10 protein-coding genes are annotated in these 13124 nt (G+C 66.6%); 6 read left to right on the top strand and 4 right to left on the bottom strand.

Annotation, left to right across the window (positions count from 1 at the left end; all coding sequences use genetic code 11):
* Positions 1-36: 36 nt before the first annotated feature.
* The 3 genes from BLQ28_RS09030 to BLQ28_RS09020 form a co-directional block, all read right to left on the bottom strand.
* On the bottom strand, positions 37-2178 hold the full coding sequence (locus tag BLQ28_RS09030; RefSeq protein WP_093238499.1) for a DNA/RNA non-specific endonuclease: 2142 nt from the start codon (positions 2176-2178) through the stop codon (positions 37-39).
* 88 nt (positions 2179-2266) lie between these two features.
* Positions 2267-4114, bottom strand: coding sequence for an ATP-binding response regulator (locus BLQ28_RS09025; RefSeq protein WP_093238498.1), 1848 nt, complete (start codon positions 4112-4114; stop codon positions 2267-2269).
* 56 nt (positions 4115-4170) lie between these two features.
* Positions 4171-4878 (bottom strand): response regulator transcription factor, encoded by a 708-nt coding sequence (locus tag BLQ28_RS09020; RefSeq protein WP_093238496.1) that lies wholly within the window; start codon positions 4876-4878, stop codon positions 4171-4173.
* Positions 4879-5348: 470 nt separating this feature from the next.
* Between BLQ28_RS09020 and BLQ28_RS09015 the strand changes: the two genes are divergently transcribed.
* From BLQ28_RS09015 to BLQ28_RS08990, 6 genes are all read left to right on the top strand, one after another.
* On the top strand, positions 5349-6182 hold the full coding sequence (locus BLQ28_RS09015; RefSeq protein WP_093238495.1) for a hypothetical protein: 834 nt from the start codon (positions 5349-5351) through the stop codon (positions 6180-6182).
* Positions 6183-6487: 305 nt separating this feature from the next.
* Complete coding sequence (locus tag BLQ28_RS09010; protein ID WP_093238493.1) at positions 6488-7834, top strand: C4-dicarboxylate transporter DctA; 1347 nt, start codon at positions 6488-6490, stop codon at positions 7832-7834.
* Between the two features lie 33 nt (positions 7835-7867).
* A complete protein-coding gene (locus BLQ28_RS09005; RefSeq protein ID WP_093238492.1) occupies positions 7868-8572 on the top strand; it encodes a GntR family transcriptional regulator in 705 nt (234 codons plus the stop codon).
* Between the two features lie 165 nt (positions 8573-8737).
* Complete coding sequence (locus tag BLQ28_RS09000; RefSeq protein WP_256327232.1) at positions 8738-9877, top strand: AI-2E family transporter; 1140 nt, start codon at positions 8738-8740, stop codon at positions 9875-9877.
* Positions 9878-10056: 179 nt separating this feature from the next.
* The gene (locus BLQ28_RS08995; RefSeq protein ID WP_093238490.1) at positions 10057-10494 is read left to right on the top strand and encodes a DUF2141 domain-containing protein; all 438 of its coding nucleotides are present in this window, start codon (positions 10057-10059) and stop codon (positions 10492-10494) included.
* A gap of 10 nt (positions 10495-10504) precedes the next feature.
* On the top strand, positions 10505-12019 hold the full coding sequence (locus tag BLQ28_RS08990; RefSeq protein WP_093238489.1) for a carotenoid oxygenase family protein: 1515 nt from the start codon (positions 10505-10507) through the stop codon (positions 12017-12019).
* A 134-nt stretch (positions 12020-12153) separates the two neighbouring features.
* On the opposite strand, the gene BLQ28_RS08985 is transcribed toward BLQ28_RS08990, so the two are convergent.
* On the bottom strand, positions 12154-13053 hold the full coding sequence (locus BLQ28_RS08985; protein ID WP_143012453.1) for a DUF3108 domain-containing protein: 900 nt from the start codon (positions 13051-13053) through the stop codon (positions 12154-12156).
* Between the last annotated feature and the right edge of the window lie 71 nt (positions 13054-13124).

The raw sequence follows: 13124 nt of genomic DNA, 5'->3' as shown, positions 1-13124 counted from the left end.
CCCGCGGCAAGGTGCGATGCGATGCAGTGCGTCCGGCTAGAGCTGGATGCCCTCGAAGCTGGTGATCAGCACCAGCCCCTCGCCCACCCTGGGTTGCGCGGCATTGGCAATGGTGTCGGCCGCACGGACCAGGTCGCCGAAATCGAGCCCCGCTTGGGCTTCGATCTTCGCGATCGGCACGCGCCAGTGGTTCACGTCCACCGACGGCAGCGGCTGCGGCGCACCCAGGCTGTGCCGGGCCTCGGACAGCAGCTTCGACTGATCGACCACCAGCCCCACCGCCTTGGGCCCGGCCTGCCCCTTCCAGACCACGACCTTGAAGAACGACGAAGGGATCTGCACGTCGTCGGCCCAGAGGTCGATCTTGTCGTCGAAGATCGGCCCCTGGAAAACGACCAGCCTGCGTTTGGTGTCACCGGCCAGCGTGCCGTTTTCGAGCACATAGCGCTCCAGCCCCTGCCAGTACTTGGCGCTCTGGTTGAACCTGAAATGCTGGGGCGAGCAATTGGTGAAGTGGAAGGTGTCGGCATTGGCCCGCGCGGCCTCTTCGGGCGTGCCCCAGGTCGGATCGGTGCGGCGCGTCAGGTGGCCGCAATCGAAGTAGGTCGACCACGCCGAATAGAAGGTCTGGTCCAGCACAAGGCTCGCGCTGATGCGCGGGTCCTTGAACCAGACCTCGCCTTCCGAGGCGTTGGCCTGGCCTGTCTTGCGGTCGACGTCCAGGTAGGTCTCGCCGTCGATGTTCGTCGCCGTGAACGCGGCGATCCGCTTCGACTTGTTCACCTTCAGGCTGAAGTGCTCGTACTTCAACTCCCCTTCCGCCGCGCCCGGCTCGCCGGCGCGCAGCGAAGCGATCTGCCTGGCCAGCGTGGGCGAGGGTTGCGGCAACGGCAGCTCCAGGCCGGGAATGAACCCTGAGTCGTAGCCGTTGCGATTGCCGTAGTCCTGGTCGACCTGCACCGCCTCTGCGCCACGGGTCAGCACCTTCGGCTGCAGAGTGGCTAACGATGGCGCCAGAGCGGAAGACGGCGATGCCACGGCAACACCCGGCTGCAACTGCGATTGCACCGCCTGCCCGATGCTGATCGTCAATTCGACGGGCACGGTGAGTCGGATCGATTGTGGGGAAGGCGACGCGCTCGAAGTGGCCATGGTGTGCTCCGTGGTGGGGTTCGTGATGTCGACGGCCTTGCCCTCCTGCGCCGAGGGCCGGGGCGGCGAAAGCCTGCGGTCGCCCGCTGCGGGCAGCGTGCTTGCGCCAACGGCGAGCGCCTCGCGCAGCAGGGCTTGCCACTCTGCGGGCAACCCGCTCATGCGGCTCGCAAGGTCGCGGTAGATGGCGCTGATGCGCACGCCTTCGTTCACGTTTCTCGGAACCTCGCTGCCGAAGGTGTCGCGGTCGATGAAGGGCTCGCCCCAGTGATGAAGGGCCACCAGTTGCCAGTCGTCGTTGAACACCGGTGAGCCCGACGAACCCTGCTCGGTGTCGGTCTCGTAGAGCAGCGTGCGGTCGGTGCGCGCCGTGAGGATGTTGTTGCGCACCGTGATCATCTTCGGCCAGCCCGAAGGGTGCTGGACGATGTTCGTGTTCATCCCGAGCACGTGCTTGTCGGGCTGGTCCGACAGCGCGCAAAAACCCAGGTCGCCCGCCTCGGCCAGGCCCGACTGCCTGCGGCCCAGCGCGATGAGGGCGTAGTCGAGCTGGTCGTCGGGCGAGAACAGCGCAAAGCGGTCGGGGTCGAGCAGGAAGGTCGTGGTCGGCTTCGGAACGCCGCGCTCGTCGCGTTCGCGAAAGAAGGTCACCTGGGCGCCGCGCGCCGCAGTCGCGTCTTCGATCACGTGGCGGTTGGTAATCAACAGATTCGGGCTGACCATGAAGCCGGTGCCGATCTCCGCCTTGGTGCCGTAGTTGACCTCGACATAGCCGACGGCCCTGGCACTGAGCGCGCCCTGCGACAGGAACCCGACCCGCTGGAAATCTTCGGTGCTGCCGGTGATGGATTCCGCGCCGCTGGCCGACATCAGCATGCGATGCCGCACGGCATAGGCGCGCGACCGGTCGACGTCGGGTTCGGCCTCGCGCCAGCGGCCCGAGGCCACCAGCTTGCGCACCTGCTCGCGCGCCTGGGCGGTGCGCTCCACGCAGTCCTGAAAAGCGCTGATCGCGTCCTCGTTCATGGCGGTCCCCTTGCGAAGGCGCGGGGTTCAGATGAACCGCGCGACGCGGTTCATTGGATCGGCGAAAGGCGTCAGTGGCATGACACCTTCAGCTTCCGTGCCGGCCCTCCTCTGCCTCCTGGGGCGCGGCATCCGGGAGAACGTCGACGGCCATGAGTTCGCTGATGGCCTGCATGAGCGCTGCAGCGCCGACCGGCTTGAACAGCACAGGCACGTTCGACGCGCGCACGCGCAGCAACCGGTCGGGTGCGGTCTCGCCGGTGATCAGCAGCATCGGCGCATCGAGCCTGAAGCGCTCGCGCAGGCGCAAGCCGACCTCGAGCCCATCGGCGCCTTCCGCCAGGCGGTAGTCGCACATCAGCAATGCCACCGGATGCGCATCGGACTGCATCAGCAGTTCCGCGGCTTCGGCCTCTCCGGCCACCGCGATCGCGTCGATTCCATAGGCGCGCATGAGCTCCGTCATCGCCTCGCGGATGTCTTCCTCGTCGTCGATCAGCAGGACGCGTCCTTCCAGCGCCGGCACATGGAAAGCGTGGAGCACGGGCGATTCGAGTTCCGGCAACTGCAGGCTCTCCTGCGATGCGTCCGACGGCTCGGCCAGCGGCACCGTGAGGCGAAAGCGCGTGCCTCGCCCAGGGCGCGACCGCAGCTCGATCGGATGCTGGAGCAGCCGGCCGAGACGCCGCACGATCGACAGGCCGATGCCCAGGCCGCGTGAGCGATCGCGCCCGGGGTTGTTCACCTGGTAGAACTCTTCGAAGATCCGGCTCGATTGCTCCGATGCGATGCCGATGCCGGTGTCGCGCACCTCGATCCATGCATTCGCGCCGCGCGTGCGCGCAATCACCGTCACGCCGCCCTGCCGCGTGTACTTCAGGGCGTTGTCGACAAGGTTCGAGAGCATCCGGTAGAGCAGTTGCGGGTCGCTGCGCACCCATAGGCCGCTGGCGCGCACGCGCAACTGCAGCCGCTTGCGCTCGGCCTGTATCGCAAAGGTGTTGTTCAGGGGCAGGAACAGCTCGTCGAGTTCCAGCGCATGCGGCACCGGCTGCACCACGCCCGCGTCGAGCCGGGAGATGTCGAGCATGGTGTCGAGCGAGGCGCCGAGCGCATTGACCGCGCGCATCAGGCGCTCGACGTTCTTGATCTCAGGACGCTGACGCAGCGTGTTGCCCAGCGCGGCACCGAACAGGGCAATGGCGTGCATCGGCTGGCGCAGGTCGTGGCTGGCCGCGGCCAGGAAGTGGGTCTTCTCGGCGCTGGCGCGCTCGGTGGCGGCGATCTGCTCGCGCAACTGGGCCGCGAGCGCTTCGTTCTCGAACTGCAGGATCAACGACGCCGTGAGCCGCTTGTTCTGCTTGACGCCTTCGCTCAGCGTCAGCACCAGGTTGACGAAGGCGAAGCTCGCCAGGAACCAGTTGAGCGCGCCGCCGTACCACGCCAGCGAAATGATGAGCCCGCTCATCATGGGAATGCCATAGCCGAACATCGCGGCCCGCAGCGGCCAGCGGGCCTGCACGGCGCGGGTCCAGCTGCCCATGATCACCACCGTCACGAAGGTGGTCAGCATCGAATCCTGGATGCTGACGAGAAAGAGGCTGCTGGGCGCGGTGATCGTGCTGATCGTGGTGACGATGCGGGTGTACTTCCTTGCCCAGTAGGGCGTCTCGGGCAACGGCACCGCCGGGGTCCATCGCGGCGTGAGCACCGCGTACAGGTCCGCCAGGACGATGATCGCGATCAACGTGACGATGAGCAGCCTGAAGGACGGGTCCACATGGAAGTAGCCGAAGCACCCGATGCCGACGGCAAAGCCCATGTGCGCGAGGATGGCCGTGGTGTTGCCCGCGTACAGCGAGGCCACGTTTTCGCGAAGCACCCGCATTTCAAGCGTGGCGTCGACGGGCAGGCGCCCTGGGGTCTGGTCGTTCATTTGGTTGTCTCCCTCCGGGGTCTTTCGCGAGCCCCGTTTGTTTGCGTCGGCAGAACTCAGCGCAGGCTGCTGATCAACTGCGAACGCGAGCGCACGCCGAACTGCAGAAGAATGCCCGCGACATAGTTCTTGACCGTGCCTTCACTGAGCCCGGCCAACACGGCAATTTCGTGATTGCTCTTTCCCTCCAGCAGCCAGTTGAGCAATTGCAGCTGCCGCTTGGTCAACTTGTGCCTGGCATGGCTGGACGACGGCGGCCTGGCATCGCCGCGCGATGGCACGGCAAGAGGCCGGCGGCTCACCGCATCGCCGCCCAGCAACCCGCACGCGCGAATGAAGCTCACGACCTCGCGGAGTGTCGCGGACTTCGGCAGGAACGCAAAGGCGCCCAGGGTCATTGCCCCCTGGGCCAGCGTGTCTTGCGCAAGCGCCGTGGTGCCGGCGCCCGAGAGCACCACGCAACGTGCCGCAGGGTAGCGCGAGCGGAATTCCATGAGGCCGCTCAGGCCCTGCGTGTCCGGCAGAGCCAGATCCAGCAGGATCAGCTCGATCGTGTCCTCGTTGCGCTCGTAGATTGCAAGGGCTTCGGCCAGGTCCCCGGCCTCGAGCACGTCGATGGGCACTTCCGACATGTTGGCCTGCAGCAGCGCGCAGACGCCCATCCTCACGAGGTCATGATCGTCCACGACCAGGATGGCACGTGGCCTGGCCAAGTCTCTCGGTGCCTCGGCAAGCGGGTATGAAGTCCTTTCGGTTTCGCTCATTGTCGGATGCTATGCAACGCAGGAGCCGCACGGACAGTGCATAAGGTCATGTCCGTTGTCGCGCCTGCGAACGCGAAAGAAGCGCGCGACTTCGGGCCTGTATTACTTTGGAATCACAGATCCGGACAAACCCGGTCCTGAAGACCGGGCAGCGACAGCCTGCAAGAAAACGCAGACTGCGTTGTCGTCGTTTGCCACTGCCGCCGCGCGGCGGCGATTTCTGGCAGCCCCAACACAAGGGCTCTGGCCTTCGCTTCAAGGCACATCGCGCCTGTCCGCGCCTGCCGAAGAAATGTCAACGAACTGGCAACGGAGTGCGCATTCCGCGCGGCATCCGGCGCTATGGCGCGCCATGACTTTATGCACTGTTTTCGCCTGTGTGCGCTCGGTACCTTCGCGCACTCCGGCACAGGCCGTGGTTTCCGGCGAGAGCCGTCATTTATTCATTCAGAGAGAGAGGGATTGATTTCATGAAAACTAAATTCTTGCTGGCCTCGGTTGCCCTGGCCACATTGGCGGCCTGCGGTGGAGGCGGTGGTGGTGGAATTCCGTTCGTGCCCCCCGACTTGACCCCACCTCCCCCACCGCCGCCGCCTCCCCCGCCTCCGCCGTCCCCGGCACCGCCGGCACCGGCGCCGGACAACACCTCCGCGGTCTGCTTCAACGAAGCCGATCTGCGCGAAGGCACCACGCTGGTGGCGGAACAGGACATCAGCTCCAGCGCAGTCCCTGGAGAGGTCTTGAAGATGCGCCTGACCACAATCACCGGTGCCCGCGAGGCGTTCGCCGGCCTGAACCCGGTGCATCAGGTGCGTACCCAATACTTCTACTCCACCAACACCGAAGGGACGGACAGGCACTACCTCGATTTCGTCGATGGCAAGGTGATCAGGTACGGCACGCGCAACGGAGGCGATGGCACCGACCCAGCGCTCGGCTACACCCTCAACCAGCCAGCCATCGAAAGGCCCACCATGGCGCCGGGCCAGACGATCGACGAAAGCTACGTGATCGTCAGCATCTCGGGGCCGGACGGCGAGATCCGGCATGAGCAGCCCGTCTCGGGCACGGTGACCTATGTCGGACGCGAGGCGCTCGAATCGCCCGTCGGGACCACCCCTGCGTGCAAGTTCTCGAGCGTCTCGCGCATCCGGCAGATCGACGGATCGGACCTCACGCAATTGCAGGACAGCTGGATCGCCGCCGAGGGCCCCTACCGCGGCCAGATGCTGAAGCTGGTGACGAAAGAAGGAGAGACAGTCGGAACGATCGTCGCCACGCAGATCACCTACACACCGAAGTAGCGCGGCAACGCGAGTTGTTGCGATGCGCGACGACCGGCAACGGTGGTCGCGCGCGGGCTTCGGCGGTCTGCGCCGATAGCCCACCTACGGCCTGAAGTGGCCTGAACGTAGATGCCTCGCGCCCGCGGGGCATTTTTCTTTGGGCCATTGAAAGGCCCTCGGCCGCCTGCTTCGCCGGCCCCCTGGCCCGGGAATACCCTCTGACCGCTCCGAATTCTTCTTGCCTACATTTCTTGCATGCAAGACAAGGCATTGCTTGCATGCAAAAACTCGACAAAACAGTCTGGCAACAGACAGGAGATTCCATGCCTCGCTTCGCCAAATCGCTTTTCGGTCAGGTGGTCATCGCGCTGGTGCTCGGCGTGCTCGTGGGGCTGTTTGCGCCCGAGTACGCCGTCAAGCTCAAGCCGCTGGGTGACGGGTTCATCAAGCTGATCAAGATGATCATCCCGGTGCTGGTGTTCTGCGTGGTGGTGCACGGCATCGCCGGCGCGGGCGACCTGAAGCGCGTGGGCCGGGTGGGCGTGAAGTCGCTCATCTACTTCGAGGTGCTGACCACCGTCGCGCTGGCGATGGGCCTGGTGCTGGCCTTCGTGTTCCAGCCGGGCGCGGGCATGAACGTCGACCCGGCCAAGCTCGACCCGGCCGCGATGAGCGCCTATGCCTCGACCGCCGACAAGCTCACGAGCGGCGGCACGGTCGAGTTTCTGATGAAGCTCATTCCGACCACGGTGGTCAACGCCTTCGCCACCGGCGACGTGCTGCAGGTGCTGCTGTTCGCGGTGCTGTTCGGCTGCGCGCTCACGCTGCTGGGCGAGCGCGGCAAGCCGGTGGCGGTGGTGGTCGACGCGCTCTCGCTGGTGCTGTTCAAGATCATGGGGATCCTCATCAAGCTGGCGCCGCTGGGCGTGCTGGGCGCCATCGCCTTCACGGTCGGGCAGTACGGCATCGGCTCGCTCAAGCAGCTGGGCATGCTGGTCGCCCTGTTCTACGGCGCGGTGCTGATCTTCGTGTTCGTGGTGCTGGGGCTGGTGATGCGCATGTCGGGCTTCAGCCTGGTCAAGCTGCTGCGCTACCTGCGCGAAGAGCTCACCATCGTCTTTGCCACCACGTCGTCGGACAGCGTGCTGCCGCAGGTCATGGCCAAGCTGCGTCGCATGGGCATCCGCGATTCGACGGTGGGCCTGGTGATTCCCACGGGCTACTCGTTCAACCTCGACGCCTTCTCGATCTACATCACGCTGGCCGCGGTGTTCATCGCGCAGGCGACCAACACGCCGATCTCGATGGCCGACCTGCTGACGATCCTGGCGATCGCGCTGGTCACGTCCAAGGGCGCGCACGGCGTGCCGGGCTCGGCCATCGTGGTGCTGGCCGCCACGCTGCATGCGATTCCGGCGATTCCCGCCATCGGGCTGGTGCTGGTGCTGTCGGTCGACTGGTTCATGGGCATCGCCCGCGCGCTGGGCAACCTGATCGGCAACTGCGTGGCAACCGTCGCCATTGCCGCATGGGAAGGCGACATCGACCGCGAGCGCGCGCACGCGGTGCTCGACGGCACCTACTCCCCCGACGACGAGCCGCTGGCCGAGCCCGATGCCGCGCCCGTGGTAAACAGCGGCACCGCCGCCGCCGCATCGCGCGGCCACTGAAGCGAACGAAGAGAAAGAAGAGAAGCAAGACCCATGGCCACCGACGTCAGCCCCACCGCCATCGCCGAGCGCGTGGTCGAGGCCATCCTCGCGCAGAAGCTCGCACCCGGCGAGCGGCTCGGCGAGCAGGCGCTGGCCGAGAACTTCTCGGTGAGCCGCACGATGGTGCGCGAGGCGCTCATGCAACTGCAGGCGCGCGGCTTCGTCGAGGTGCAGTCGCGCCGCGGCTGGTACGTGGTGGAGCCTTCGGCCGAAGAGGCACGCGACGCCTTCTCGGCACGCCGCATCGTCGAGGCCGGCATCCTGGCCGCCAGCGAAGGCCGGCCGCTGGGCAAGGTGATCCGCAAGCTGCGCGACCACATCGCTGACGAGCGGCGCGCCATCGAGGGCGCCGACGCCGCCACGCGCGCCTTTCTGCTGGCCGACTTCCATGTGTGCCTGGCCGAGCAGATGGGGCACCAGCTGCTGGTCGACGTGCTGCGCGACCTTACGGCGCGCACCACGCTGGCCGCCACGCTCTACCAGTCGAAGCACGAGGCCGGGCAGTCGTGCGCCGAGCATGGCGCCATCGTCGCCGCGCTCGAAGCGGGCGACACCGACAAGGCGCGGCAGCTGATGCTCGACCACATCGGCAATGTCGAACGCGCACTCGAAGTGGATGCCACCGCCGAGCCCGACGCGCCGAGCCGGCTGCGCGCCACGCTGGCGCCCGTGGCCCTGCCGCGCGCCAAGCGCTGAAGCCAGCTGTGCATTAGTGCCGGTGTCCGCTACCAATTCGATAGCGCACATCGACCGTCACGCGTCCGTTTCAGGCGGATTCGCCATGCAACCCCACGGCACCGCACGAGGGCGCTCCGGCTGACACGGACCCGGCTTCCGGCTCGGCTACAGTCCGAGACACTTATGAACTCACCCCAACTCCAGCGCGGCGTGTTTCTCGCCCTTCTCGCCGCCGTGACCGCCGCCTTCATCTGGGTGCTGATGCCGTTCTTCGGCGCGGTGCTCTGGGGCGTGGCGCTGGCGATCCTGTTCACGCCGCTGTTCAAGTGGCTGCTCAAGAAGATGCCCGGCAAGCCCAACGTTGCGGCCCTGTCCACGCTGACCATCTGCCTGTTCATCGTGATCCTGCCGCTGGCGATGGTGGGCGTGTCGCTGGTGCAAGAGGTGGCGCTGGTCACGCAGAGCATCCGTTCGGGGCAGCTCAACTTCGCGGCCTACTTCCAGCAGATCCTCGATGCGGCGCCGCAGTGGCTGCTGAACCTGGTCGAGCGCTTCAACCTGGGCGACATGGCGGCCTGGCAGGCACGCATCTCGGCCATCGCGGGGCAGGCCAGCCAACTCATCGCGAGCCAGGCGCTGGCCATCGGGCAGAACACCTTCGACTTCGTGGTCAGCTTCTTCGTGATGCTGTACCTGCTGTACTTCCTGGTGCGCGACGGCGCGACGCTGTCCAAGACCATGCGCGACGCCGTGCCGCTGGCCAAGCCGCACACGCACTACCTGCTGAACAAGTTCACCACCGTGATCCGCGCCACCGTCAAGGGCAACGTGGCCGTGGCCATCGCGCAGGGCACGCTCGGCGGGCTGGCCTTCTGGTTCCTGGGCGTGCAGGGCGCGCTGCTGTGGGCGGTGCTGATGGCCTTCCTGTCGCTGCTGCCGGCCGTGGGCGCGGCGCTGATCTGGGGGCCGGTGGCCATCTACTTCCTGGCCACGGGGCACTTCTGGCAAGGCGGCGTGCTGATCTTCGTGGGCGTGTTCGTGATCGGCCTGGTCGACAACATCCTGCGCCCGCTGCTGGTCGGCAAGGACACGCAGATGCCCGACTACATCGTGCTGATGTCGACCATCGGCGGCATGGCGATCTTCGGCATCAACGGCTTCGTGATCGGGCCGGTGATCGCGGCGCTGTTCATGGCGGCGTGGGGCCTGTTCGCGGACTCGGGCCACGTGGGCACGGGGCATGACCCGGTGGTGGAAGACGCGACGGGCGCACAAGGCACCGAAAGCGCCGAAGACAAGAAGAAGGGCCAGGGGAAGGCCTGAAACGCAACGGGCTGGTGATGGGGCAGTGACGAGGCGCCCCGCTCCGGCCTGATCGCCTCGCTCCGTTTGCTCCCTCTTCGCGCATTTCGCGCGCACATTCCCGCATTCCGTCGCATGGCGCTGGGCACCGCAAGGTGCCTGCGAGATCGTCGGGCCTCCAAACCCAGAAGAGGCCTGCCATGCACCTTTCCAAGTTCCTGTCCCGTCCGGCCGTGCGCGCCCTGTGCGCCGCCGCGATCCTTGCGCCCGTGGGCGCCCTTGCCGCCGACCTGAGCCTGAGCGTCGCCGACGGCCCCGCCGCCGACGCCACGCTCTACGCCGCGCTGTACAGCGACGCCGCCGGTTATGCCGACAGCAAGCCCGTCGCATCGCAGACCACGCCGATGCGCGGCGGCAAGGCCCAGCTCGTGTTCCCGAACCTGGCACCGGGGCGCTACGCGCTGCGGGTGTTCGCCGACGAGAACGGCAACGGCAAGCTCGACACCAACCTGATGGGCATGCCGATCGAGCGCTACGGCTTCTCGAACGACGCCAAGGGCAACCGCGCCGCACCCGACTTCGAGGCGGCGGCGATCCGCGTCGACGCCGACATGCAGACCGTCATTCACCTGCGCTGAGGTGCCCGCCATGGAACGACGCGAACTCCTGCGCCTGCTGGCATCGGCCGGCGCCCTGCCCCTTTTTGCACCGCTGGCGCGCGCCGCCGGCACGGCCGATGCCACCGGCGGTGACAACTGGCAAGCCCAGTTCGAGGCCGCCAGCGCCCCCTGGAAGACGGGCTTTGCCACGCCCGCCAACGACCTGCCGCTGACCCGCGCCACCGTGCGCGGGCGCTTTCCCGACGCCGTGGCCGGCACGCTCTTCCGCGTCGGCCCGGCCGGGCACGACATGGGCGGCGAGCGCTACCACCACTGGTTCGATGGCGACGGCATGGTGCATCGCTTCGTGATCGACGGGGCCGACGTGCGCCACCAGGGCCGCTACGTGGCCACGCCCAAGCGCGTGGCCGAGGTGCGGGCCGGCCGTCGCCTGTACGAAACCTTCGGCACCATGCCGCCGGGCGGCGAGTCGCCGACATCGGCCGACAGCATCAACGTCGCCAACACCAGCGTGCTGCCGCTGCAGGGCGAGGTGCTGGCACTGTGGGAGGGCGGCTCGGCCACGCGCATCGACGCGCGCACGCTCGACACGCTGGGCGTGAAGACCTGGCGCGCCGACCTGGCGGGCATGCCGTTTTCGGCGCACCCCAAGGTGGACCCGGACGGCACGGTGTGGAACTTCGGCGTCAGCTCCGGCCAGGGCCTGCTGGCGCTCTACGAGATCGCGCCCGAAGGCACGCTGCGCCGCGCGGCCGTGGTGCCGGTGGCCGACATGCCGATGGTTCACGACTTCGCTGTGACCGAGCGGCACCTCGTCTTTCTCATGCCGCCGCTGGTGTACGACAACAAGCGCAAGGAAGCCGGCTCGACCTTTCTAGATGCCCACGTCTGGCGGCCCGAACTCGGCATGCGCGCACTGGTCGTCGACAAGCACGACTGGGAGCGGCGGCAGATGCTCGAACTGCCGGCGGGCTTTCTCTTCCACGTAGGCAATGCGTGGGAAGAAGACACGCCGCGCGGCACGCTGATCCACGTCGACTACGTGCGCTCGGACAACACCGATTCGGTGTTCATCTCCAACCGCGAGGTGATGCGCGCGCGCCGCGTGCGGGGTGCCGACCCGCACCTGACCGTGGCCACGCTGAACCTCGGCACCGGCAAGGCCACGCAGGTGGCGCTGGCGCAAGAGGCCGAGTTTCCGCGCATCGATCCGCGCCGCGTCGGCCTGCGCCATCGCCAGGTGGTGCACGCCACGCAGATCCGGCCCGACCTGCCGGGCTTCGGCGCGGTCGCGCGAACGGATGTCGAGACCGGCCGCAGCCAGCGCTTCAGCTACGGCACGCAGGCCATCGTGGAAGAACACGTCTTCGTGCCGGACGGCAAGAAGCCCGGCTGGGTGCTGGGCACGGCGTTCGACTTCGGTCGGCAGAAGACGGTGCTGTCGTGCTTCGCGGCCGACCACCTTGCTGCGGGGCCTGTGGCGCAGGCGACGCTGCCGTATGCGCTTCCGCTGGGGCTGCATGGGGCTTTTGTGCCGGCCTGAATTCGGAGGCTGCCTGCGGCCTCTGTTCGAGAGGCTGCAGATTGCCGCGGCGCTTCCAGGGAAGTGCGTTGTGCGAGCGCCAGAACGGCAAACGGACCCCGAGGGGTCCGTTTGCTGGAAACCGTTCGCCCAGATCAGCCAGGCGTGTAGGTCATCTTCGTCACGAGCGCTGGCGACTTCGGATCAACGCCCTTGAGCAGTTGACCCCGGTAGGGGCCCTCGGCAGCCAGCCACATCTCTTTCGTGGCGCCCATCGAGATCGCCGACACACCCACCGCGACCCTCAACGAGAACTTGCACGTATCGAAGGTTCCCAGCGGCGTTTCCAGCTTTTCGCGGCCGTGATAGGTGAGTTCACCCATCGCCGGCAGGGAAGTCGCCGGATCGCTGCGACCATTGAAGGTCCTGGTCTCGATCACGGAAGATTGTTGGCTTGCAACCTGCCCGGCCTTCATATCGACGGGAAACGAGAACGGCGGTGTAAAGACCTGGGAGACGGAAGAAACCCGATCCAGAACGAAACCTGGGCCCAGTGGAGCCCCGGCTTTCGGATCGATCTTGATCTCTTCGGTGAATGCTTTCCCGTAGAGCAGGATGCTGCCATTCACAAGATCCTTGTATTCCTTCTTGACCATCTTTCGCTGATACACAGAGGGAAAACTGGATGTTTCCGTGCCGACGTTGAAGGCCACCGGATTGGCGCCGGCAAACACCTCTCGTCCTTCGGTCACGCTTGTTCTCTGGAAGGCGGTGGTGGCGGGGTCCGCGCCCGGCTTCACGGCTTCGAACTCCAGGCGCGTTCCTTCGCGGAAGTCGGCTTCGTTGAAGCATGGCGCCGAGCTGTCCGCCACGGGTGCAGGCGCTGGTGCCGGTGGCTGCACTTGCTCGGCCGCTGGTGCCGGTGCGGCTGCGATTGGCAATGCGGAGAATCCACCGCCCCCACCGCCTCCGCATGCGGAAATTGCTACCGCTGCGGCCGCAACGGCAAGCAATCGCGCGCGCGGCATTGTTGAGTTGACATCTACTCTCTTCATGGTTCCTCCCTGTTGATGATCACTTCTGCTTATTGCAGGGAGCATATGTTTGACTTCGGCAGATCCACGCT

The sequence above is a fragment of the Variovorax sp. EL159 genome, from assembly GCF_900100965.1.
GTDB lineage: Bacteria > Pseudomonadota > Gammaproteobacteria > Burkholderiales > Burkholderiaceae_C > Variovorax.
The sequence above is the reverse complement of the archived record's forward strand: the minus strand, read 5'-3'. Positions and strand labels throughout refer to the sequence as shown.